Annotated in this window: 17 protein-coding genes; 8 read left to right on the forward strand and 9 right to left on the reverse strand. The window is 45.4% G+C overall.

The genetic code is table 11. The features are described from left to right. Positions 1-154 precede the first annotated feature (154 nt). The 3 genes from MKY54_RS04285 to bglX form a co-directional block, all read right to left on the reverse strand. Entirely contained in the window at positions 155-907 is a 753-nt protein-coding gene (locus MKY54_RS04285; RefSeq protein WP_036686897.1) for a 3'-5' exonuclease, read from the reverse strand. Positions 908-1,093: 186 nt separating this feature from the next. Beyond that, on the reverse strand, positions 1,094-2,062 hold the full coding sequence (locus tag MKY54_RS04290; protein ID WP_076302802.1) for a metallophosphoesterase family protein: 969 nt from the start codon (positions 2,060-2,062) through the stop codon (positions 1,094-1,096). Positions 2,063-2,178: 116 nt separating this feature from the next. After that, on the reverse strand, positions 2,179-4,338 hold the full coding sequence (bglX, locus tag MKY54_RS04295; RefSeq protein WP_076276802.1) for a beta-glucosidase BglX: 2,160 nt from the start codon (positions 4,336-4,338) through the stop codon (positions 2,179-2,181). Positions 4,339-4,981: 643 nt separating this feature from the next. On the opposite strand from bglX, the gene MKY54_RS04300 reads away from it, so the two are divergent. The 5 genes from MKY54_RS04300 (at position 4,982) to MKY54_RS04320 (ending at position 10,524) form a co-directional block, all read left to right on the forward strand. Further along, positions 4,982-5,926 (forward strand): ABC transporter permease subunit, encoded by a 945-nt coding sequence (locus tag MKY54_RS04300; protein ID WP_305953532.1) that lies wholly within the window; start codon positions 4,982-4,984, stop codon positions 5,924-5,926. Between the two features lie 28 nt (positions 5,927-5,954). Further along, positions 5,955-6,851 carry a carbohydrate ABC transporter permease gene (locus MKY54_RS04305; protein WP_076105429.1) on the forward strand — a complete coding sequence of 299 codons (897 nt, stop codon included), beginning with the start codon at positions 5,955-5,957 and terminating at the stop codon, positions 6,849-6,851. An 80-nt stretch (positions 6,852-6,931) separates the two neighbouring features. Next, entirely contained in the window at positions 6,932-8,509 is a 1,578-nt protein-coding gene (locus tag MKY54_RS04310; RefSeq protein WP_076105428.1) for a DUF3502 domain-containing protein, read from the forward strand. 68 nt (positions 8,510-8,577) lie between these two features. Then, the gene (locus MKY54_RS04315) at positions 8,578-9,600 is read left to right on the forward strand and encodes a LacI family DNA-binding transcriptional regulator (RefSeq protein WP_036686912.1); all 1,023 of its coding nucleotides are present in this window, start codon (positions 8,578-8,580) and stop codon (positions 9,598-9,600) included. Between the two features lie 36 nt (positions 9,601-9,636). Then, positions 9,637-10,524 (forward strand): sugar phosphate isomerase/epimerase family protein, encoded by an 888-nt coding sequence (locus tag MKY54_RS04320; RefSeq protein ID WP_076187432.1) that lies wholly within the window; start codon positions 9,637-9,639, stop codon positions 10,522-10,524. Positions 10,525-10,611: 87 nt separating this feature from the next. Here MKY54_RS04320 and MKY54_RS04325 read toward each other — a convergent pair whose 3' ends face one another. The 6 genes from MKY54_RS04325 to MKY54_RS04350 form a co-directional block, all read right to left on the reverse strand. After that, positions 10,612-11,391: a fused MFS/spermidine synthase gene (locus MKY54_RS04325; RefSeq protein WP_081394104.1), complete on the reverse strand. Its 780-nt coding sequence runs from the start codon at positions 11,389-11,391 to the stop codon at positions 10,612-10,614. Then, positions 11,363-12,862 (reverse strand): response regulator, encoded by a 1,500-nt coding sequence (locus MKY54_RS04330; protein ID WP_076187430.1) that lies wholly within the window; start codon positions 12,860-12,862, stop codon positions 11,363-11,365. Before MKY54_RS04330 ends, MKY54_RS04325 begins: the two co-directional genes overlap by 29 nt. Positions 12,863-12,879: 17 nt before the next feature. Next, positions 12,880-14,712 carry a sensor histidine kinase gene (locus MKY54_RS04335; RefSeq protein WP_339189644.1) on the reverse strand — a complete coding sequence of 611 codons (1,833 nt, stop codon included), beginning with the start codon at positions 14,710-14,712 and terminating at the stop codon, positions 12,880-12,882. A gap of 35 nt (positions 14,713-14,747) precedes the next feature. Beyond that, positions 14,748-15,581, reverse strand: a complete 834-nt coding sequence (locus tag MKY54_RS04340) for a carbohydrate ABC transporter permease (protein WP_076130664.1) — start codon at positions 15,579-15,581, stop codon at positions 14,748-14,750. A 2-nt stretch (positions 15,582-15,583) separates the two neighbouring features. Continuing rightward, entirely contained in the window at positions 15,584-16,477 is an 894-nt protein-coding gene (locus MKY54_RS04345) for a sugar ABC transporter permease (RefSeq protein ID WP_076105422.1), read from the reverse strand. 107 nt (positions 16,478-16,584) lie between these two features. After that, positions 16,585-17,931: an extracellular solute-binding protein gene (locus tag MKY54_RS04350; protein ID WP_076130663.1), complete on the reverse strand. Its 1,347-nt coding sequence runs from the start codon at positions 17,929-17,931 to the stop codon at positions 16,585-16,587. 312 nt (positions 17,932-18,243) lie between these two features. On the opposite strand from MKY54_RS04350, the gene MKY54_RS04355 reads away from it, so the two are divergent. The 3 genes from MKY54_RS04355 (at position 18,244) to MKY54_RS04365 (ending at position 24,266) form a co-directional block, all read left to right on the forward strand. Further along, the gene (locus MKY54_RS04355) at positions 18,244-20,796 is read left to right on the forward strand and encodes a glycoside hydrolase family 2 protein (protein ID WP_339189646.1); all 2,553 of its coding nucleotides are present in this window, start codon (positions 18,244-18,246) and stop codon (positions 20,794-20,796) included. 25 nt (positions 20,797-20,821) lie between these two features. Beyond that, a complete protein-coding gene (locus tag MKY54_RS04360) occupies positions 20,822-22,975 on the forward strand; it encodes an alpha-galactosidase (RefSeq protein ID WP_339189648.1) in 2,154 nt (717 codons plus the stop codon). 325 nt (positions 22,976-23,300) lie between these two features. After that, positions 23,301-24,266: an alpha/beta hydrolase gene (locus tag MKY54_RS04365; RefSeq protein WP_076194460.1), complete on the forward strand. Its 966-nt coding sequence runs from the start codon at positions 23,301-23,303 to the stop codon at positions 24,264-24,266. Positions 24,267-24,388 lie beyond the last annotated feature (122 nt).

The raw sequence follows: 24,388 nt of genomic DNA on the forward strand, positions 1-24,388 counted from the left end.
CCTCCTACAAATCAAATGTACACCTTTACGTAACGTGAAGGTCAAATGGTTTTTTTAGCATATCCAAAACAGCGGCAGCTACCCTCTGAATGATCATGGGGAAGTCTGCCGCTGCTATGAATAAGTCTATAATGTTAAGCTTTGCTGCTTGAATTTATTTATGGCCCATCTGTGCTGTGAAATAATTGTGCAATTCCTCCAGCTTACGAGGGTCCGCAAGGGTTGCTTTGTCTGAGAAGTAGTGTTCAACGACAAGGTCCCAGGTAGGTACAATTTTTTGTGAGGTCATAGCCTTTATGGCTACCTTAACTGTTTTGCGTTCTTTGGCATTGGAGAAGGTATCTACGTAATGCTGTGAACGCTCAAAATCCAGATCCTTAAACACGGCGCGGAAGATCTCTGACGTCATCCGTGCATCATCCAGCGCCCGGTGTGCAGATCCAGTAGGCTCAAGCTCAAACAATGCCATCGCGCTTTCCACGCTGACATCATTGCTAAGACCACGCGCACGAAGAACTCCTTTGAGCAAATCGAAATACGTAGCGGACATCCAGTAGGATTCGTCCATCTTATGCATGCGCACATCCTGAATGATTCGCTTCATGTCTTCGCCACCCCAGGTAAGCAGCAGAACTCCGTCTGTACTTAGATCAAGCCACTCTCTAAAAGCAGTGATGACTTTGGGGAAGCGGGCGGCAATGTCGATTTCCTCTTGAGGGATACCCGTTTTTTTCTTAATAAAGGAATTCAGGGTGGAGAAATATATAGGTTTGATCAAGGAAGAAAATTCATCCTTATACTGCAGTGAAGAGTCTAACCGGACGGCTCCAATCTCAATGACCTCCATAGGGTGCTCGCTGGCAAACTTACGGCCGTTGAATTCGATGTCCAGAATAATATAATCCACAGGTACTTGCCTCCGTTTCCATGACTGACGCTGTAGTGCTTAATACGTCGACTTCTCTATTTTAACAAAAAAAGTGATGTAATGGGGAATATGGAGACAAGCTAATATTTGCACAAAAAAATGAACCAGCACAACATCTGCGCACTGGTTCATTTAATCACTATTAAAATTTAATCCTATAAAAGATTAATGTCCTGAATCGGCAGCAGGTTCAGGCATATGAATCGGCTGTTCATTTATAACGGATCCGTCATCAAGACGAAGCCAGGTATTGAAGTCTTGAGTGCCTTTGACCAGTTCGATGACGCGTGCTCCCCGCATAAAGCCTTCTTTTCCATAAGTATTGTAGCCGGTAGCACGGCCATAAGAAAGACGTATGCCATACAGGTTGCCGCTAAAATCGTTGATATGGTCATGTCCGCAGAAGGTGCCAAGCACATCACCCATTTCCAGCAAAGCTGAGAATAAGCCCGAGTTCACCTCAGGTGAGCATACACGCTCAAACTTATGCCCATGACAGACTTGTGTAGACCAGACATCCCGATATTCGGGAATTGGAATATGGAAGAAAGCCAAGGCAGGCAGCCTGTTCTCAGCAGTCTTCGGATTCAGCCGCGCAGATTCAGCCGTCAGCCAGTTGATCTGATTCCGCCCAATCCAATTGTAGCCCGGGATATCCTCATACTCGGAGTAGCCGCCAGAGTCCAGAAAATACAAAATAGCAGCCGAGTGGTCTTCCTGATCTTTAATTTCAAGAGTGTAATTGCCCGAGCCTTCCAGCTCTTCTGGACCGGCTTCGGTCAGGCAGTGGGGATGTTCCAGGGCAATTTGCATCAGTTCACTCTTTGAAATCAGAGTTTCTGTGTCATGGTTGCCAAATACAAAGGTCCAAGGGATGCCGGATCTCTCCACGGCAGCGACAGCCTCACGAAAAGCTTGTGCGGGGTGCTCGCATGCCTTGTTTCCCGGTGATACAGGACCCGTGTAAATAAGATCTCCCGTGAAAACCACAAGATCAGGTTGTTCCGCATCCAGAATGCGTTCCATCAGTGCCTCGGTAAGCTGATCCTCAGCTCTTCCATCCATCCAGTGCAGATCGGTAAATTGTACGATTTTAAAAGTGCCATCTTGCTGAAATGATAAACTGTGTCTCATTAGAATAATCTCCCTTACTATCGAATATTGAATAGCAAGCTGTGGAGGCGCCAACCCCTCATTGCGCCAAGAGGGCAATAAGGGCTGACGTCGTTAGAAGCATAGCTATACGCAGGTCAGCCGATCCAGATCCGCTGAGTGCAATGATCTCCAGAGTTTCTACCGATCATAATATCATATTCCCCAGGCTCGAAGACCAACTGATCGTCTTTTCCGTAGAACATTAACATTTCTCTGGTGATTTCGAAGGAAACCACCTGTTTCTCATGCGGTGCGAGTGTAATCTGCTGGAAGCCTTTCAGTTCCTTGACCGGGCGCACGACACTTGCGCTGACGTCGTGGATGTAGAGCTGAACGGTTTCCTTGCCGGCGATGTCCGAAGTATTCTCTACTTCAATGGAGGCAACCACCCGATCCGCAGCTTCAACATTGAAGCTGTTGTAAGCAAACTTGGAATAGCTCAGGCCATAACCAAAACAGAACAGCGGGTCATTCGGGCAGTCCAGATAACGGGTCACGTAACGCACATTAGGATACATAGGATCATAAGGACGTCCCGTTTGATAAGCATTGTAATAGACAGGAATTTGCCCAACCGAGTAGGGGAAGCTCATCGATAAACGTCCGGAAGGATTATAATCTCCGAACAGCACATCGGCCAGCGAATTTCCTGACTCTGTACCCAGAAACCAAGCCTGCAGCAGAGCGTCGCTGGCATCAAGAACGGGTTTCAGCTCCAGTGGTCTGCCGCTGAATACAATGGTGACGACCTTTTTTCCGGTATCCTTCAGACGCCAGATCAGCTTCTCCTGATTGGCTGATAGGCGGAGATTGGATTTGCTTCCGCCTTCCCCGGTATCCTGCTGGTTCTCACCGACAGCGGCGAGAATTACATCACAATCCTTCAGCGCCTGGTAGGCGTCTTCAATTTCATCCTCCACATCAAAAACACCCTCAAGCATGCTTCCCAGCTCACCAGTCATGGCCGTAAAAATATTTTCGGCAGATGTTTTTTGCGAAAGGCCGGTGTAGAGTGATACAGCCGGATCTTTTTCTGTCCCGGCCCAACCGCCCAGCACATGAATGGAGGTGGCGAAAGGACCAGCCAGACCAATCTTCATGCCACGTTTAAGGGGCAAAGCATCATTGTCGTTTTTGAGCAGTACAACTGAGCTAGCTCCAAGCTCCCGTGCGGCCTGCAGATGCTCCGCGCTAGGTTTCGGAGCCTCATCCACCAGCGGATCTGCATCCTTGAATGGATTATCGAACAAGCCAAGCGCGTCCTTGAGCTCAAGCACCCGGATGACGGCTTCATCGATCAAGGCGATATCAAGCTTTCCTTCCTCGACCAGAGCAGCGCCGTGGTTTAGATAGTGAGTGGACATCATCTCAATATCCAGCCCAGCAGCCAGACTTTTCTCGGCTGCCTCACGGCCATCTATCGCGGCGCCATGGGGAATCAGCTCATTAACGGAATTGAAATCGGCGATGGTAACGCCGTTGAAGCCCCATTCTTCCCGTAAAATCCCGCGAAGAAGTTCGGAATTACCACTTGCCGGGATACGGTCAATGGTATTAAATGCGGCCATCACCATGGCCACACCAGCATCTACGGCAGCCTTATAGGCTGGCAGGTAGAACTCACGCAATACGCCGGAAGACATATCCACCGTGTTGTATTCCCGTCCGCCTTCGGGAGCACCGTAACCAGCGAAGTGCTTCACACAGGCGGCGATGCGTCCTTTTTCTTTTAGGTCCTTGCCCTGATAACCCCGCACCATACTTTCGGTGACACGGGCATTCAGATAGGGATCCTCACCAGATGTCTCCATGACACGTCCCCAGCGCGGGTCGCGTACGAGATCAGTCATGGGCGAGAAGGTGACGTGAATGCCGGCAGCCGCACTCTCCTTGGCGGCGATTTCAGCAAACCTTTCACAGGCTTCAAGGTCAAAGCTGCTGCCCATGGCCAGCGGAATCGGGAGGATGGTCCGGTAGCCGTGAATGACATCCGCCATGAAGAGCAGAGGAATCTTTTGTCGGCTGGTTTGCAAATGTCGGGTCTGTTGCTCGATTACATTCCGGGCTCCAATACCGTTCAGAACACTTCCGATGCTCTCCATTACCTGCGGCTTAATATTCAGTTCCTTAAATGGACCAGTTAAATCCACGGTATCGTCCAAACCCCAATAGTGAGGACCTAGCTGGGTTAATTGGGCCAGCTTTTCGTCCAGGGTCATATCGTTCACAAGATCTTGGATAAACGTTTTAGTCATGGTTAACTCCTTCCTCGTGAGCGCATTGAAAGTTAGTTTGTTAAATAGATGTGTAGTTCCCCGCCGGGCAGCGTAAGCATGATTTTATTAGCAAAACTTACGTTAGATAGGCGATAAGGATGGGAGTGAACCGTTTACTCTCCTGGCACACAGCTCCGAGATGCGGAATGGGCCTGAGCTATAATCAGGTTCATTTGTTGTGAAAATCATAGCATTTCTCTCTTCGGATACAGGGATGAGGCATAAATTAAATCAGAAGAGGATTGCATCATTAAGATGTTACATATGGAGACTGACATGCCTATGAAAGAAAAGTATAAAAACGTTTCCACAAACGATACACCTCGATATTAGTCTGAACACCAAAAAAAGTCAATCGCCTTTGGAAAAACAGCTAATTTATATTTTTTTACGTGAAATATGTAACTTTAGTACTTGTAATTCAAAAATAAAATGAATTGACAGCGCATACATTTTGGGAGTATGCTTCTCACACAGAGAGTTTTACAGAAACACTGGAAACGTTTCTACAACACTCGATACACTTTTTTATGAAGGTTGGGCAAACTGTTTTTATTCTGGCTGCTGGACAAGAAAGGAAGGTAATTTATGCATGTGACTGAATGCATCTTTCAAATTGGAGGTGGGCACTTTGGCGAGACTGAAGCTTGTGGGTGGAAACATTGTTCGGGAAGTCATTAAGAACAAAGTTCTTTTTCTAATGTTGCTGCCTGTAATCGTATATTTCGTTATCTTTCACTATGCTGTAATGCCTGGAGCTTACGTCGCATTTGTAGATTACAAGCTCAATAAGGGGATTTTTGGAAGTAACTTTATCGGCCTTAAGAACTTTGAGTTTCTGGTTCAAAATGGGGATCTATGGAATATTACCAAGAATACGCTGCTCTATAATATCGTCTTTCTAGCTTTAGGTAATATCATTCAAATAGTATTTGCCATTATGTTGTCTGAGATCTCAGGCAAGTGGTTCAAAAAAATATCACAATCCGTTATCCTGTTACCGAATTTCATCTCCATGGTTATCGTCGGTGTGTTTGCCTACAATATATTCAATTTCAATTCCGGGTTTATCAATACGATGTTAACTGGAATGGGGCTAGACCGTTACGAGTTCTATTCCGATCCGGGCATCTGGAAATATATTATTGTGGCTTTCAAGATCTGGGCGGGTACCGGATATGGAATGATTGTTTATCTGGCAACGATCACAGGGATTAATCATGATCTGTACGAGGCTGCTTATATGGATGGAGCGACTACCTGGCAGCGAATCCGTTATATGACCTTGCCGATTCTGAAGCCAACCTTTATTCTGCTTCTACTGTTCGGTATGGGTGGAATTCTCAAGGGATCCTTTGACCTTTTCTATAATCTGATCGGTACGAACTCTGTACTGTATCCGCAGACAGATATCATCGATACCTATGTCTTCCGTTCACTGGTGGGACAATTCAACTTCTCTATGGGTGCCGCAGTGGGCTTCTACCAATCCTTATTCGGTCTGATCCTGGTGCTTGTAGTTAACTTTATTGTACGCAAGGTAGAACCGGACAGCGCTTTGTTCTAAGACTAGACACGAAACAGGGGTGATAAATATGGAAAAGAGTACAATCAAACAGGATTCCGGAAGCATTCTCATAAAAGCAGTCAGTTATATCTGTATCGCTATCTTTGCGCTATTCTGTTTATTTCCCTTCGCGTTGATGATCTCCTCATCGTTCATGAACGAGCAGGAAATTGTTCGTGAAGGCTACAAGCTGCTGCCGAAGGCATTTTCCTTTAAGGCTTACGAGATGCTATTCAACAACTCTACTCAGCTGGTGAATGCTTATCAGGTAACTATCTTCATCACCGTAGTGGGTACGGTACTCGGACTGTTTATGATGTCGATGGCCGGATTCGTGCTCAACCGTAAGGATTTCAAGTACCGCAACTTCTTTTCCTTCTTGATTTACTTTACAACACTATTCAGTGGCGGCTTGATTCCAACATACATCCTGATGGTTAAGCACCTGCATATGAAGGACAGCTTATTCGCCATGATTCTTCCGGGTGTAGTTGGTGCATGGTCCATTTTCCTGATGCGTAATTTCATGAAGGCGATTCCGGATTCCTTATATGAATCCGCTACCATTGACGGTGCTGGCGACTTTCGCATCTATTGGCGGATATTTATTCCGCTGGCGGTTCCATCCTTGGCTACTATTGGGCTTTTCTCAGCACTAGGCTTTTGGAATGAGTGGTATAACGGGATGTTGTATATTGACAGTCCGACGAAATATCCGCTCCAATACTTTTTGCAGCGAATGGTCAATCAGACGAACTTAGGAGCGCTAATCAACTCGGGAGCGGTCATCAATACTGCTGATCTTCCGACGCAATCCATCAAGATGGCTACAGCTGTGCTGGCCACTGGACCGATTATTCTCCTGTATCCATTTGTACAGCGTTATTTCGTAACAGGCCTCACCATCGGGGCTGTAAAGGGTTAATGGACGCAATCTTCTTTTCGAAGAGCGTTTATTATAAATGAAAGTTTCATAAATAGAAGAGAAAAGGGAGGCTTACCTAAATGAAAGGTAAAAAGATCGCGTCTTCTTTAATTGCTGTCCTCATGCTTACTGGAGCACTGACAGCCTGCACATCCAAGAACAACAATGAGCCGAGTAATGATCCGGCAGCCACGAAAGCTCCAGAGGCTTCAGCCAATGCAGGCGGAGTGGATACTTCCAAGGAAGCTAAGCTGGTGTACTACCTGTGGGGCAGCGAAGGAGTTAAAAATAAAGAAATCCTCGCTGAGATTAACAAGAAGCTCAAAGCTGATCTAAACGCTACGATTGAAGTGAAGTATATTGACTGGCCGGATATCGCTACTAAGTACCCGCTGCTATTTGCTTCAGGCGAAGAATTTGATATGTCGCATGCATCTCCCGGAGCTCCGGTGTCTTATTTCACATTGGCTAGTGAAGGCGCTCTAGTGGACCTTACAGATATGCTGGATAAAGTTGCTCCTAAGCTAAAAGCGGAAATCCCGGAAAGTGTGTGGGAGAATACAAAATACAAAGGCAAAATTTATGGTGTACCAAGTCTTTATAGCGAATACACACCTGCCGGTTATGCCTATCGTTCTGACTTGCTGAAGAAATATGGAATGGACAAAATCACTTCCATTGATGATATGGTTAAATACATGGATAATGTGGTTGCTAATGAGTCCTTCCCACCAATTAACGGCAAGGCAGAAGATGCAGCCAATATGTTCAGAATGCTCGTAGATACTACAGGGATGTGGCTTAACGCTCCTGGTATATCTTTGAATGAGCTGAATCTTGTGACCAAAAGTCCAGAGGACTACAAGACCGTCTTCCATCCAGCCTTCACTCAGGAATTTGAAGATTGGGCTGTGAAGATGCGTGAATGGGCGGATAAGGGTTACTGGAGTAAAGATGTGCTGTCTGCAACCCTAGGCAGCAAGGATAACTTCAGAGCAGCTAACTCCGCAGGTTATTTGACTCATGCTCAGGACTGGATCGGCCAATACGGTGCGGATTTGAAGGCGCAACCGGAATCAGATCCTTACTTCTTTACTTTTGCGGAAGCTAATAAGAAGATCAAACGTAAGATGGGCGTTGACAACTCGACTGTAATCAGCACGAACTCAGCTAATCCAGAGCGCGCTCTGATGGTGATCGAGAAGTTCATGACCGATGAAAGCTACTACAACCTCATCCAAAACGGTATTGAAGGCAAACAATATGTGATGGAAAATGGTGTTAAAAAGCAGCCTGCAGGCTTCAACGATAAAACGGACGGCGGAGGTTTCGCTGCTTGGTCACTTCGTAATGACAAATTCGTAGTTCCTACGGATACAGAAAACCCAATCCGTAACTCCTTATTCGCAGAATGGGATAAAGTGGCTATCGATGATCCTTACAATGGCTTCAGCTTTGATCCAACCAATGTTACAACTGAAATTGCTTCGATTTCCAACGTGAATTCACAGCTCGGTATTCAATTGATGCTTGGTAAAACAAGCAAAGATCCAAAAGCAGCTGTTGCGGAGTACCGTGATCAGTTGAAAAAAGCAGGAGTTGACAAGGTCATTGCCGAAGTAGAGAAGCAATTGGCTGCGTTTGTTCCTGTCAACTAAAGAAAGTTAAGGGGTGTAAGGGAGCTATAATTCGATATAGCTCCTTTACCCATAAATGGGGGAGTAAAGTGGATGTAAATATCAAGGATATCGCGCGGATTTCCGGTGTGGGCATCTCGACGGTCTCCAGGGTAATCAATAACAAGGGACCGGTGAGCAAGTCTACACGTGAGAAAGTGATGAGTGTGGTTAAGGAATACAATTATATTCCCAATTCCAACGCGCGGAATTTGAAAACTACACAATCTAAGAACATTGCACTTATGGTCAAGGGGATTACCAATCCTTTTTTCTCTAATATGATCAGAGAAATTGAACGGCAGGTCAATCTGCGGGGCTACCCGTTTCTTATCCAGCAAGTAGAGGATGGGACCGATGAAATCAATGCTGCAATTCAACTGGTGAAGGAGAAGAATCTGTGTGGGATTATCTTCATGGGTGGAACCTATGATCATTCTGAAGAGAAGTTCAAACAGCTGACGGTTCCGTTTGTGCTGACAACGATCACCTCAACGCAGGAGGTGAACCCGCTTATTTTTTCCAGCGTTATTATCAATGAAACGAAGGAAGCCTATAAGGCTACCAATTATTTGATCTCATTAGGTCATACGAATATCGGCTTTTTAGCCAAGTCTCCATTATTGGATGAAACCACGGGCAACCGGCGGTATTTAGGCTACAAAAAAGCACTCGAAGAGCAGGGTCTGCCCTATGATTCAGGGTTGGTTGAGGATTGTGAATACAGTCCCAGCTCGGGATTTAATGCTGCGCGGAGACTGCTCAACAAGAACAAGGGAATTACAGCTATATTTGCCGCTTCCGACACGATTGCCATCGGTGCTGCCAAAGCGGTGCTTACCGCGGGGTTATCTATCCCTGATGATATTTCGATCATTGGCTTTGACGGGATCGAGATGGCTGAATATTATCATCCTTCTCTTGATACAATCAGCCAGCCGGGTACGGAAATGGCCTTATCCAGTGTAGGTGTTCTGTTCGACCTCATTTCCGGACGATCAAACCATCAGCATATTGTCTATGATGCGGTATTGCTCAAGCGTGGTTCCTGCAAGATGATTAAACCTCGTTAAGATCACACTATAAACCTTTATTGGAGTGGAACCCAAATGCAAGATACACTGAGAATAGGTACGATTGTTCGTGGTGGAGAAGCCGTTAAGGTCATTCCACAAATTGTGGGGCATGGATTTGAATCATTTAATCTGAACTTTTGGCAGACCACCGGCGAAACCGATTTGATCGAAACGGCTGCACGACTGAGGGAGTTAGCTGCTGAACATGATTTTGTCATCTCTTCTGTGGGCATCTATGGCAATCCGCTGAATGGCAGCGGCGACAATGCCGACACATTGGCCAGCTGGGAGAGGCTGATTGATCATGCACATTTATTTGGCACAGATATTATAGGCGGGTTCACCGGCCGATTGCCAGGTTTGTCCATTGATGAGTCCATCCCGAAGTTTACAGAGGTGTTCGGAGAATTGGCGAAGAGAGCGGCAGATCGTGGCCTGCGGATTGCTTTTGAGAATTGCGCTATGGGCGGAAGCTGGCAGAGCGGAGAGTGGAACATCGCTCACAATCCTTCGGCCTGGGAGAAGATGTTCAATGCTGTTCCGGCAGATAATCTGGGATTGGAATGGGAGCCTTGCCACCAGATGATCGCATTGATTGATCCGCTTCCGCAGCTGCGCAAATGGATGGATAAAGTATTCCATGTGCATGGCAAGGATGCGACCATCGCTTGGGACATCGTCAAGGAATACGGTATTCATGGCCCCAAACCTTATGTATGGGACCGAACCCCTGGCTTCGGGGATACCAATTGGGTAGATGTAATCACCATCCTGCGCCAAGCGGGTTATAAAGGTACGATTGATATCGAAGGCTGGCATGATCCAGTGTATCGTGATGAGCTGGAAATGACCGGCCAGGTGCATGCATTGAATTACTTGAAATATTGCCGTGGTGGCAGCTTTGTGCCTAATCCGGTTTAAATGGTGCCGTATGAAAACAACCCAAAAATGACCTCGAAATCCACAGTGAAGTGGAGGATGAGGTCATTTTTTATAGTTAATCCTGATTTAATCCTGAATCAGATATCCTTGTCCCAGCTGTATTTCTTTGAAGCCAGCCAAATGGCGGGCTTGAAAGCGGATAGGGGTGCTGCCGCCAACCATAATGATATTTTGGATATCGGCGGCCCCTTCTGAAGGCAGGGAAAAGGCTTTGATATAGGCGTACTCTTCGGCAAGCGTTGTATAAATCGCGTTGATCAGCGGGTCATGTTCACCTTTTCCCATTAGATTCATGAGAATATATCCGCTTGTGTTCAACTTCGAACGGGTAATACTGAAAAATTCACGGGAGATCAAATGCCTTGGTGTACCAGCGGCAGTAAAGGCATCCAAAATGATGTAATCATATACCTGCGGGTCTTCGCCTTCAAGGATCTGACGTCCGTCACCGATCACTACGTTATCTTGACTATATCCAAAACAGCGGCGGCTTAATTCGACTACTTGTTTGTCTAGCTCGGCTACTTTAAATCTTTTCTCCGGAAAATGTCCGGCAATTGTTCCAATTCCATGCCCAATAAGAAAAACATCCTCAAAAGAAGGGAGGTTGAACTCCATGAAGTGAATGATGGCCCGCGGATATTCAAAGAGAACTCGTTGCGGGTCATTAAGATCCATCGCACCTTGAGTGGCATGATTCGAGAACTGCATAACACGGAAGGAGCCTTTTTCACCATATAGTTCTGTTGTATCGTAGACGGTTATTTCATGATTTTCGCTATTTCTTTGAAGCTCTGAATGCAAGTGATCGATCTCCTTATACAATACTAATTCGTTTATATTCATTGGGTGTAACCCCGACAACACGTTTAAAAAGCTTGTTGAAGTAGGCAGGATCGCCATATCCAACCTCTGCCCCAATCTCGTGAACCTTCAGGTCGGGAGCATTCTTGAGCAGATGTTTGGCTTTGCGCAGCCGAATTTCCGTGATGTAGTCCGTCAGTGTAAGTCCGGTCTCTTGCTTGAACAGCTTGCTTAAATAGCTTGGAGTCAAAAAAACCATATTCGCCAAAGTGTTCAGATCCGCATGCTGATTATAGTTAGCGGATATCCAGCGTTTTATGGTTTCTATGGCTGTGCCGGACATCTCCAGACGATGGGTTCTGATTTCGGTCAGAATGTTTGTGAAATGAGCGGTAAACATCTCCTCAATGTCGCAAAAGCTCATACTGGACGCAATTCTGTCATCCAACCTGAGGTCGGGAGCACTTTTATTGCGGGCCTCGAATTCTTGCAGTTCCTTTTGTGCAGTTTCTTCAACCCATCGACAGACCCGGAGAATTTGGTCAGGACCGGCTTGTTGTGCTTTCAGCACTGAGAACAGGTCATGAATCCATTCTAAGATGCCTGTCACATTCAGAATCTGCAGATTATGGATCAGCGGTTCTCTAATTGTATTAAAGTGATCCAGGAGGTTCATCTCCGGCTGTTGAATGTTCTGAATATTCGCGTAATGTACAGGCTCCGGATTATATATGCCCATGTTGCAGGCTTGTTTAGCATCTAGGTATGCCTGTCTAAGCTTGGATACCTCATTATAACAACCGCTGGTACCTACATGTAGGATCTTTCCGTGTGCAGATATCCGCATAATGTCACCGATATCTTTTAAATCGTTGTCTGACAGCGGCTCAGCAGAATATACAATCCAGACGTAGAGTCCTTTTTGAATCTCCAAGCTGTCGAAGCTCAACGCCTTCTCTTGCCGCAGACTGTCTGCGCAGGAGCAGACGGTTTCTCTGGCGCTCCCTTTGAGGACAAAGACCGAGAAATAAGGCTGGGGCAAGGTAAGGCTGGATAATAGGAGAGGGGAAGAGGGCTCTTCGATATGTAAGACTGTCAATAAAAGCCCGGAACGGTGGCGTTCTTCCTTGTCGCGCGCGAGCTGCCGTTCTTTGTCTAGCCGATAAAGCAGCTCGAACAGCTGCTCTTTATTAATTGGTTTTAATAAATAGTCTACAGCTGAGCTGCGGATGGCTTCTCGGGCATAATTAAATTCAACAAATCCACTCATTAGAATAGAGTAGATCTGCGGATGGGTGGCTTTTAACTGTTTAATCAGCTCCAAGCCATTGATTTGCGGCATACGAATATCTGTAATCACAACATCAAGTTGAAGTGTGCTTAACTTATCTAATAGATGTTTTCCGTCGGAGTAGGTGCCGATGACCAGAAATTCGGCGCTTTCTTTACTGATCATTCGGGCCAGTCCTTCGCGGATTAAGATTTCATCATCCACAATCGCAATACGCAGCAATCTGAGCAGCCCCTCTCCTAAATAAATTCATCTTCACTGAATTTAGCGTTAATATCCGCAATGCGCAGGGTAACACGAGTGCCGATTCCAAGCTCACTCTCAACAAGCAGACCAAACGAACTGCCGTAATGCAGGCGAATTCTTTCATTTACATTTCGTAGTCCAATCCCGAACCTTTCATTGTCCGTTCCAGTCTGCAGACTATTGTTTAAGGAACGAAGGGTGGCTTCATCCATACCGATCCCATCATCTTCTACACAGAATACGGCATCTCCATGCTCGCTCCATGCGGTGATGCTCAAGGTGCCCAGTCCTACCTTTTGATCCAAACCGTGAAAGACAGCATTTTCTACGATCGGTTGAAAGACAAGCTTAATAACAGAAAGATGAAGGAATTCGTCCGGCACGTCGATGTTAAGTCTGAACTTGTCTGGGAATCGGATTTCCAGCAGCTGATAATAATTTCTCACATGATCCAGCTCTTGTCTAATTGTAACAGCCTCTTCGTTTCGGACAATGCTGTAACGCATTTGAAGCCCAAGTAAATAGGTTAGCTTCGCCACACGTGGATCATCATTGCTCTCTGCAAGCATGCGGATGGATTCCAGCGTATTATAAATAAAATGGGGATTAATCTGGTTTTGAAGCGCCCGCATATCAGCCTTTTGCTTCCGTTTCTCCGTGATGGACACTTCTTGTAACAGATCTTTGATCCTTATGATCATCCGATTAAAATGACTGCCCAGCATCCCAATTTCATCATTATATTTGGAATGCTGCCAGACATCCAGATTACCATGCTGCACCCGTTTCATTAAGCGGACCAAGGATTTAAGGGGTTTGGTCAGGGCATGGGAAATTATAGTCGCAACAAAAAGTGCAAAAGCAATGATAATCAGTGTGGTCAAGATAAGCGTATTACGATTCTTTTGTACAGGGGACAGGATACGTGTTAAAGGAATCGTAACCATAGTGGTCCACCCGGTCTGTTTCGAGACGGTATACACTGCAAGATAAGACTGGCCATTCAAGTCTATTTGAAAATGATCCTGCTGCTGATTTACTTGCTGCAGCAACAGCTTTGTATTCAGAGTTTGTGTATCGGCAGCCAGATTCGGAACCGCGGAATCTTCACTGGCATAAATCAGATCTCCATTGTTATCTACAATGAACGTGTTTCCTTGCGTAACTGCATTTACGGGATCGATAATGCCCTTAAACAGATTGATGTCTACATCGAAAACGAGAATTCCTATATTCTGCAATGTGCTTACAGAGTTAATCGTACGCAGAACACTAAAGACCTCTTTATGGACATTCGAGTTGGTGCGGATCGTATGTCTGCCCTGAATGACAGGCGCTGCTCCGGCATCTTCACTCATGATTCTCCATTTGGCTAATCGTTCCTCTGGATACAGTTCATTAATTCCAGCGTCTTTATCATAAAAGACAGAACCGTACTGATCCACCAAATACACGGCAATGATCTCTTCCTTAGTATGATTCAAATAGCTAAGGAACATCGCCATGCCCGTATTTTTTTCCCAGTCGGTATTTTGCTGTGTCAGGTAGACTTGCACATCGGTGTTATACAGCGGCAGGGCTGTATATCTTTTGAGGTCGGCAATATATCGGTCGATGGTATCTGAAGCATTCGATGTCATTTGACCCGCACCGTCAGTCGCATTCACAAGAACCGAGTTGAACATGGAGCGGGACGATAGATAACTTACATAAGTAATCGGCAGAGAGATCAGAAAGACAAAGATAACAATCAGCTTGCGCTCCATCGGTAGATTGGCAAGGAACAACCACATTTTGCGTAAAGTTAACCGGATGTATGATAGCATTTGCGTTGTTCCTTTCCTGTAATAAGCTACCTACCTTATTTGACCGCTCCACTGGTTACGCCTTCAAAGATGTAACGCTGCAGGAAGAAATATAGAATTACTGTTGGCAGCAGGATAAGCAGAATAGCTGCACAGATTAAATTCCATTCCCCCGAATTGACTCCTTGAAAACGCATTAGGATCGTCGTAACTACACCAAGGCTTTGTTTCGGCATGTAGAGGTAAGGGATGTACATGTCATTGTAAATGCTAATGGTTTTCAGAATAATCAAAGTAGCCGTAGCTGGCGTAAGTAAAGGGAAAATAATCGACCGATAGATTCTGAACAGAGAGGCACCTTCTACCATCGCACTTTCATCGAGATCCACGGGAATATTACGGATAAATTGCAGATATAAAATAATTTGAATTACATCCGCTCCAATATAAAGCACGATCGGGGCGCCAAGTGTATTGTAAAGCCCCATGCTTTTGATGATACCAAAAGTCGCCACTTGTGTCGTGATACTAGGAATAATGGTGGCTACTAGATATGCACCGAAGACTACGGGTTTCAATTTGAAAGAGAAGCGTCCCAATACAAATGCTACCATAGTGCCGAACAGAATGTTCAGAATTAAAGTAATAGCTATAATGATTAACACATTACCAAATCCGTTAAGTAGACCCCCGCGCTGGAAAACGGCAGTGAAATTATCGAAATTCAAAAAGCTTTTTGGCAGTGCCATGGAGCTGCTGCTGTTAAATTCGTCAGTGGATTTAAAGGCATTGACGATGACCACATACGGAGGAAAGAGTACAACAAATACGCCGATAAGCAGCGAGAAGTATTTAATAACATCTGTGAAGCGAAATTTGGAGTATGTCATATCTATTTGTCCCCTCCCCGGCTTAGAACTAGTTGCTGTACTAACAGTACGATGACGACAAAGAAAAGCAAGATAATACTCATGGCAGAAGCGAGGCCGTAATTATTGTAAGCAAATGCAGTATCTACAACTTTTTGTACGTATGTTTCGCTGGCGCCTGCGGGGCCGCCCTTGGTCAACACGAAGGGGAGATCGAATACTTCCAGTGCCCCTGTGACGGTAAGAAATAAGTTAAGCTGGATGACTGGCTTCATATTCGGTAAAGTAATTCTCCAAAGTGTTTGAAAAGGTCCGGCACCATCGATCTTTGAGGCCTCATAGATATCGTTTGGAATGGCCTGCAAGGAGGCGATGTAGATTACCATGTTATAACCCATGAAACGCCAAAATCCTGTGGACGCCAGAGAATAGTTAACCAGTCCTTCTGTTCCAAGCCAACTGGTCTGTCCTAGTCCGGTAAGACCGATGCTATTCAGGAACATATTCAGAGAGCCATTGGTGGTGTCAAAGACATAACCAAACATAAAGGCGACGGCGACACCGTTCATAATGTAAGGGAGGAACAGTAAGATTCGAAATGCATTTTTTCCTTTCAACTTACTATTGAGCACAATCGCAAAATAAATAGCGACGATATTCTGGAGAATTCCCATCGCGAAATAAGCAAAGTTATGGGTAAATACCTTGAAAATATCGGGGTTGGAGAAGACTTCGCGGTAATTATCGAGACCGACCCAAGGCTTCTCAGGGCTATAGCCATCCCAGTTCGTAAAGCTGTAATAAATCAGCTTGAGTGCCGGATAATACGTGAATGTTGCGAGCAGCAACAAAGGAATCGTGAGGAAGGATACAATGATAATCGTCTTCTGTTTGTTATAGGAAAGTGTTCCGAACATCGCTAGCCCTTCTTTCATAAAAACGTGGTATGGAAAGGCAAAATGGATTATCCGTAAAAGCAATAATCCATTTTGCTCCGTAGTGTACTTCGAATCAAAAGCTCAAATTAATAACCGAGGTCCTTCTTGGCTTTAGCCCAAGCTTTATTCCACTTGTCTAATACGGTTTGTGGATCTTTGGCAAGTACAAATTCCTGTACAACAGCAGGGAGATCCAGCTGTGCCTTGTTGCCGATTTCTGTAACCTTTGCATCGTCAACAGTTCCTTCTACCAGTTCTACTCCGGTAGCTTGGAATTCTTTCAGCTGAGTCAGATTGGATTCCTTGCCTTTTAATGGAGAGATAAAGCCGGCGAAATCCTCATAACCTGAATCTTCAATCATCCATTTTACGAAGGCTTTAGCTGCCTCTAAATTTTTGCTGTTTTTGGCAACGGCATAGAAGAAGTCAGGGCTAAGGGTAGCAGATGGTTTACCCGAATTGTCATAAGGGAATGGGAAGAAGCCAACATTGTCTGAAGAAGCGCCTGCTCCGATAACTTGGTTAATAACCCAGTTGCCAAGATAGTACATAGCGAATTTGCCGGAAGCGATGTCCTTTTTCGATTGCTCCCAGTTGGTGGAGTTGATGTCTTTTTCCAGATAGCCTTTTTCATTGAGCTCTCTAAGTAGGCTGAAGGCTTTGCCATAACCGTTGTCCATAGTGAATGGTGTTTCAGAGTTCAGCTTAGCATTTGGAAAATCAGGATTGCCTTCAATTAAGCGTGGTGTGTCATAAGCCCAAGTACCAAGTGGCCATTTGTCTTTAAAGTTAGAGGACATTGGAATAACACCTTTTGCTTTCAGCTTCTCGCAGGCAGCCAGGAATTCATCCCAAGTCTTAGGCGTTTCGGTGATGCCGGCATCAGTGAATGCTGTTTTGTTATAAACAATACCGGAAGTAGAGTTCCCTGTAGTAATTCCGTAAAGCTTACCATCAAAGGATTTGAAGTCTTTAAAGGTGATCTGATCGTTCAAGCCGAGATCATCCAGTGAAGCAAAATATTTTGGCAGGTCCGAGTTAGGAATAGAAGGAATAAACATAACGTCTGGAAGCTCGCCGCTGGCCATTCTGACTTTAGCCTGTTGGTTATAGTCGGTTTGGGAAGCTTCGAATTCGACTTTAATGTTCGGGTATTTTTCATTAAAGCGCTTTAAATATTCGTCATATTCTTTGCCGATCATGTCTGTTCTGTTAGTTAGGAAGGTGATTTTGCCGCTGATATCAGCTCCTGCTGCAGGTTCGGCAGTTGCATTCGTGTCACCGCCGGTATTCTCTGCGTTAGTTGCTGCGGGCTTTTCAGTTGCGGCAGCACCGTTATTCGTGGTGTTGTCATTATTCGAACCACAACCAGCAAGTGTTGAAGATAAGACCATAATCATAACAAAGGATAACGAAAATAACTTATTTCTCATAGCTTAATCCCCTTTTCGTTTTTATTGTTAGCGTTTACATGAACATTATAGCTTTATCGAAGCCGTTAATAAATGTATTGTATTATTATTTATTGTCTTTATTTGTTTTGTTTCTGCGTTTATAATTAGCATGTACCTAACAATCAGATAACAAAATACAAAGAATATCAAAAGGGTTCAATGAATTAATTGAAGTCTTATGCTATTTTTGAGAAGTCTATGCTTACAAAACTTTAGGCATCTGCTTCCGAAGCGAGTTTTGCGCGAAGTCATTCAGAGAAGTCTATGCTTACAAAACTTTTAGGAGGTATTATGAAACATTTGCATATGAATCTTGCGAAGTGGGAATTTAGAGGCTGTGGTGATGAGGAGTGGCTTCCGGCGACTGTGCCAGGTACAGTCCATACGGATTTACTAAAGAACGGGAAGATTTCAGACCCCTTTTATGGAACAAATGAACATGATCTACAGTGGATCGATAAGAAGGACTGGGAATATCAAACCTCGTTGCAGTTGGGGGAAGAGTGGCAGGAGCTTGCTTGTACGGAGCTAGTTTTTGAGGGACTGGATACTTATGCAGATGTGTACGTGAATAATGTACATGTGCTCGCTGCTGATAATATGTTTCTGGCATGGAAAGTGGATGTCAAAGATCAGTTAAAGACTGGAGAAAATAATATACGGGTGAAGTTCCGCTCTGTGGTTAAGGAAGATTTACCGAAATTAGCGAAGCTGGGTTACGCGCTGCCTGCCTCGAATGATCAATCCGAGCTTGGGGGATTAGATGAACAACGGATTAGTATTTTTGCGCGCAAAGCACCTTATCATTACGGCTGGGATTGGGGCCCGCGTTTCTTGACCAGTGGAATATGGCGTGCGGCAGCTCTGGTGGGACGTGACACCGTTCAAATTACAGACCTCTATATCCGTCAAAATGTGATTGCTAAGGAAGAAGCTCGCCTGACCGCAATTGTAGAAGTGGATGCTCCTGCTGCTTGGCGGGGAATGCTGCGAATAAGTGCCGATGGTTTGGAGTGGATGCAAGCGGTTACTTTAGAAGAAGGCATGCAGCAATTAGAGATGAATATTGTAATATCCGAGCCACAGCTCTGGTGGTGCAGAGGGTTCGGAGAGCCTCATTTATATACATTCCAGGCAGAATTGGTACAAAATGCGGAAGTAGAGGTTAGCAAAAGTGTAAAAACCGGACTCCGCAGTATTGAATTGATTCGGGAGCGTGATGCCAAAGGAGCTTCGTTTTCTTTTGCGCTGAATGGAGTTTCCGTCTTCGCCAAAGGTGCCAATCATATTCCAAATGACAGCTTCACCACAGAAGTAACCGAGGAGCGGTATCGGCATGAAATTGCCACGGCAGTAGAATCGAATATGAATATGCTGCGCGTTTGGGGCGGCGGTATATATGAAGAAGATATTTTTTATCAGCTCTGTGATGAATACGGACTGCTGGTCTGGCAGGACTTTATGTTCGCTTGCAGTATGTATCCCGGGGACGAGGCGTTCCTTGAAAATGTGAAAAAAGAAGCCGAATACAACGTTAAAAGATTGCGCAATCATCCCTGCATCGCCTTATGGTGTGGCAACAACGAGATTGATTCGGCCTGGTCACAGTTCGAGGAAAATATGGGCTGGGGCTGGAAAGAAAAACTCGGCGCTGAGCAAAGAACGACAATGTGGGCCGATTATATTAAAATCTTCCACCGTATTCTGCCGGAGGCTGTAGCCGCGTTCCATCCAGGTGTGGACTATTGGCCGTCTTCGCCGCTGCGGGAGCTGACTGGCGATATTAATCAGCATGCGACGCGGATTGTGGGCGAAGGGGATGTGCATTACTGGGGCGTGTGGCACGGAATCGAGCCTTTTGAGAACTATAATACAAAGGTTGGCCGCTTCATGAGTGAATATGGCTTCCAGTCGTTCCCGGAACTAAAAACGGTAATGAGCTATGCAGAAGAGCAGGATTTGGAGCTTACCTCAGAGGTGATGCTGGCGCATCAGAAGAATGGTCGCGGTAATCTGCTGATCAAAGAATATATGGATATGTATCTGCCGCAGCCAAAGGACTTCAAAGCCTTTTTATATATGAGTCAAATCCTGCAGGCCGAAGCGATCCGAATCGCGATTGAAAGCCACAGAAGAAATAAACCTTATTGTATGGGCACTTTATACTGGCAGATGAATGATTGCTGGCCGGTGGCTTCTTGGGCGGGCATGGATTATAACGGGCGCTGGAAAGCCCTGCAATATACCGTGCGTTCAAGCTTCCAAGATGTTTTGTTGTCTATCGACGGTACAGACCGTGAGAAGGTAGACATTCATGTCGTATCTGATTTAAGAACAGCAGTGAGCGCTGAGTTGGTGCTTACTTTGTATCAGTTTAACGGTTCGGTGCTGCGAGAGTGGGCACATCCCGTTGAGCTGGGAGCTGATTCTGCTGCTATCGTATTCTCGTCTCCTGTGGCAGAGCTGCTAGAAGGTCAAGGGGTGGGTGATGTATTGCTTGGAATTTGCTTGCAGGCGGATGGCCAGGTGATAGATCACAAGCTGCATTATTTTACTCCGGAAAAAGAAATTCCATTGCAGCGCTCAGTAATTACCGTGCTGGAAACTCCAGAGAGCGGTGGATTAAGCTTCACCGTGACCAGTGATGTATTGGCTAGAGGTGTATACCTGACTTCGGAAGAGGAAGGAATATTCTCTGACAATTATTTTGACCTTCTCCCAGGTCAGACCAAGACGATAGAGTTCTCACAACGCGGGAACGATGGAAGAGACTGGATTCCTGCCGCACCTAAGGGGCTAAAGGTTCAATCGATGGTTGATTTTGTGAGCGAAGATTTGCTGTAAATCCTAAGGAGAGAAGGACTGGCACATGGGGATTTTAATTCAGGAAGATAAGGGATTATTCCATTTACAGAGCGCAGGGATGAGTTATATTCTTCAGCTTGTTAATGATTATCCTGCACATGTGTATTGGGGCAAGAAGCTGCGGAGTGACAGCAATTTGGAAGGGCTGTTGAATCTGGGAGGAAATACGGGTCTCGACCGGCTCCCGCAGGAATATCCCCAATACGGCACGGGAGATTTCAGAACACCAGCTTATCAAGTTCGGCTCGAAGACGGCACTCGTATTACAGAGCTGAAATACAGCGGGTACCGGGTAGTTGAGGGTAAACCCTCACTGCCGGGTCTGCCATCTGTATATGTTGAGTCTGCGCAAGAAGCACAGACGTTGGAGCTTACACTTAAGGATGATTACGCCAAGCTGAGTGTTATTTTGCGCTATACGGTTTTTGAACATACCAACGTAATCACCCGCTCTGTGGAGTTCACCAATGCGGGGGAAACACAGCTGCGATTGCAGCGTGCACTGAGTGCTAGTGTCGATTTCTCGTCTGGCGATATGGATATGATCTATTTGGCAGGAGCTTGGTCAAGGGAAGGTAATCTGACCCGTAGACGTCTGGTGCAAGGGGGTACGACCATTGGGAGCCGCAGAGGGATGAGCAGCCACCAGTTAAATCCATTTGCAGCGCTGGTGAAACCTGAAACGGATGAAAATCATGGAGAGGCCTACGGCTTCAGTCTTGTATATAGTGGAGGCTTTGAAGCTGAGGCAGAGGTCGACTCCTTCGGGATGACCCGGTTTACGATGGGGCTGAATTCTTTTGATTTCTCCTGGCTGCTGGAGCCGGGCGAACAATTCCAGACCCCAGAAGTAGTGATGGTGTATTCTTCCGAGGGGATCGGGGAAATGTCGAGAACCTATCATCGCCTGTACCGGACCCGTTTATGCAGAGGGTTATATAGAGATAAGGAACGGCCCATTCTGGTCAACAATTGGGAAGCCACCTATTTCAACTTCGATGCGGATAAATTGGAGTCGATTGCCGCGGAAGGAGCGAAACTCGGGATAGAGCTATTCGTACTGGACGACGGTTGGTTTGGCAAAAGAGACGCAGATAACTCCTCTCTCGGAGACTGGGTAGAGGATCTGCGCAAGCTTCCAGGCGGATTGTCTGATGTGGCGCAGCGTGTGAACAATCTAGGCTTGCAGTTTGGCCTCTGGTTCGAGCCGGAGATGATCTCGCCAGACAGCGAGCTCTATCGTAAGCATCCCGACTGGTGTCTGCATGTGCCGGGACGCCACCGTAGCGAAGCCCGCTGGCAATTGGTGCTGGACTATACTCGGGAGGATGTACGTCAGTACATTTATGAGTCACTGTCCCGGATTTTCTCGACCGTGCCCATTAGTTATGTGAAATGGGATATGAACCGTTGTTTAACGGAGATTGGCTCTGCAGAGTTACCTTCTGAACGCCAAGGGGAAACCGCTCATCGTTATGTGCTTGGTCTGTATGAGCTATTGGAGCGAATAACTTCAGAGTTTCCGCATATCCTGTTCGAGAGCTGCTGTAGTGGTGGTGGCCGCTTCGACCCAGGCATGCTGCATTACATGCCGCAGACCTGGACTAGTGACGATACAGATGCTGTGGAACGACTGAAGATTCAGTATGGAACAAGTCTGGTGTATCCGGTTAGTTCGATAGGCGCGCATGTGTCTGCCGTGCCGAATCATCAGGTAGGACGGATCACCCCGCTGTCTTTTCGTGGAGATGTAGCTATGTCCGGTAATTTCGGTTATGAGCTGGATCTTACGAAGTTTACAGACGAAGAGAAGGAACTTGTGAAGGAACAGGTTGCGAACTATAAACAAATCCGCAGTCTTGTGCAGCAAGGGAATCTGTACCGGCTGCAAAGCCCGTTTGAGGGCAATGAGACAGCATGGATGTTCGTGTCCGATGATCAGCGTGAGGCATTAGTTTATTACTTCCGGGTAATGGCTGTGCCGCACCCGCCCCGCCGTAGCCTGAAGCTGAATGGTTTAAATCCGGAGCTGGATTACATTCTGGAGGCAAGTGGTGAGGTTTACGGTGGTGATCGGCTAATGCAGGCTGGGCTGGCTCTGCCGGATATCCAGCAGGATTTTGTTAGCGGATGTTATAAATTGAAGGTGCAGGAATAGAGTTTATTGCAAGTCATCAGCAAGCCATGAGCCTAGCTCGTGGTTTGCTTTTTTTGTTCAAAGATGAATTTGAATCAGCTGAAGCTGCGGATGGCAAGGCAGCCTTGATCGTATCCACCTCCACACATATATTCCTCCTGTTATGGCATCCTGTGCAGCTACCCTTGTGCATGACGCTATAGCTTTTTTTGCATGTTCATATTCCGTTCATATTGAGGTCATAGAGAGTACATCTTCATTGGTTAATCTTAGCTTAGCAGTTAGTTATGGTAGTCCAAAACACAGCTGATGACAGGAGAAGATACGAGTGGAAATAAAAGAAAGAATGAAAATGAAGGCGGGCACGAGAACAAGTAAAATACTAAACATACTACTTAAAGTAGTAGGAGCAATAATCATCGCAATCGTGCTTTTTCTCGCTATTGTCTATACAGTTAATTTGATCAGCAATAAATCGGAACAAAATAAAATAGAACCCTATGGTCAGTTAGTACCCGTAGATGGGAAAAACATGAATGTTTATATTCAAGGAAAAGGTGAAGAAACAGTCGTGCTACTACCGGGTTATGGCACAGCAGCGCCAGCTCTTGATTTTAAAGCATTAATAGATGAACTGTCGCCGTTTTACAAAGTTGTCATGATTGAGCCTTTTGGGTATGGATTAAGTGATCTGACCAAAAAGGAGCGCAGCACAGAGAATATTGTAAGTGAAATTCATGAAGCTTTACAGGCTCTTAATATTGACCGTTATATTCTAATGGGCCACTCTATTTCAGGCATATATGGACTAGATTATGTTAACAAGTATGAAAATGAAGTGAGTGCATTTGTCGGGCTTGATAGTAGTGTTCCATCGATAAGCGAGAGGAAGATCGAAGCTTCGGAATTAAGAGCTATAAATCTGCTCAAAAAATCAGGTTTAATCAGATTGCAAATGAAATTTAGTGCTGACCCAATTGCTGAACTACCATTTGATGATAAAACAAAAGAACAAATGAGACTGATCAATCGCAAAAACATATTTAATCCCACCCAATTAAATGAAGCTGGAATGATGTATTCTAATTTTAAATCAGCTGAAAGCTTAACATTTCCTAAAAATCTTCCTCTTATTTTCTTTATACAAGCGAATCAACCAGCAACGGATAGATGGATACCAGAGCATGAAAAGCAAATCAAGGACTCTGTACATGGAAAAATAGTGAAGTTTGAAGAGGGACATTATTTATATCGCACTAAAGCAAAAGAAATCGTAAAAGACTTTCAGGCATTTATGAAAGAAATAAAATAAGTTTACCGTCGAGCCGACCGGATTTCAGGATTTCCTCTGATTTTCGTTCGGTTTTTTATTAGTCCGTAAGATATGGGGGAGTGCCACCAGTAACGATGGTCTAATCTTTAGGTTTGGTCTGG

The organism is Paenibacillus sp. FSL P2-0121 (assembly GCF_037975345.1).
Lineage (GTDB): Bacteria > Bacillota > Bacilli > Paenibacillales > Paenibacillaceae > Paenibacillus_AQ > Paenibacillus_AQ odorifer.

What these genes read in the sequence shown, in the direction of transcription:
- MKY54_RS04355 (WP_339189646.1), top strand. Translation starts at nt 18,244, where the DNA reads ATGAAACATTTGCATATGAATCTTGCGAAGTGGGAATTTAGAGGCTGT.
- MKY54_RS04365 (WP_076194460.1), top strand. Translation starts at nt 23,301, where the DNA reads ATGAAAATGAAGGCGGGCACGAGAACAAGTAAAATACTAAACATACTA.
- MKY54_RS04340 (WP_076130664.1), bottom strand. Translation starts at nt 15,581, where the DNA reads ATGACATACTCCAAATTTCGCTTCACAGATGTTATTAAATACTTCTCG.
- MKY54_RS04335 (WP_339189644.1), bottom strand. Translation starts at nt 14,712, where the DNA reads ATGCTATCATACATCCGGTTAACTTTACGCAAAATGTGGTTGTTCCTT.
- MKY54_RS04290 (WP_076302802.1), bottom strand. Translation starts at nt 2,062, where the DNA reads ATGAGACACAGTTTATCATTTCAGCAAGATGGCACTTTTAAAATCGTA.
- MKY54_RS04305 (WP_076105429.1), top strand. Translation starts at nt 5,955, where the DNA reads ATGGAAAAGAGTACAATCAAACAGGATTCCGGAAGCATTCTCATAAAA.
- MKY54_RS04360 (WP_339189648.1), top strand. Translation starts at nt 20,822, where the DNA reads ATGGGGATTTTAATTCAGGAAGATAAGGGATTATTCCATTTACAGAGC.
- MKY54_RS04310 (WP_076105428.1), top strand. Translation starts at nt 6,932, where the DNA reads ATGAAAGGTAAAAAGATCGCGTCTTCTTTAATTGCTGTCCTCATGCTT.
- bglX (WP_076276802.1), bottom strand. Translation starts at nt 4,338, where the DNA reads ATGACTAAAACGTTTATCCAAGATCTTGTGAACGATATGACCCTGGAC.
- MKY54_RS04350 (WP_076130663.1), bottom strand. Translation starts at nt 17,931, where the DNA reads ATGAGAAATAAGTTATTTTCGTTATCCTTTGTTATGATTATGGTCTTA.
- MKY54_RS04325 (WP_081394104.1), bottom strand. Translation starts at nt 11,391, where the DNA reads ATGAATATAAACGAATTAGTATTGTATAAGGAGATCGATCACTTGCAT.
- MKY54_RS04320 (WP_076187432.1), top strand. Translation starts at nt 9,637, where the DNA reads ATGCAAGATACACTGAGAATAGGTACGATTGTTCGTGGTGGAGAAGCC.
- MKY54_RS04345 (WP_076105422.1), bottom strand. Translation starts at nt 16,477, where the DNA reads ATGTTCGGAACACTTTCCTATAACAAACAGAAGACGATTATCATTGTA.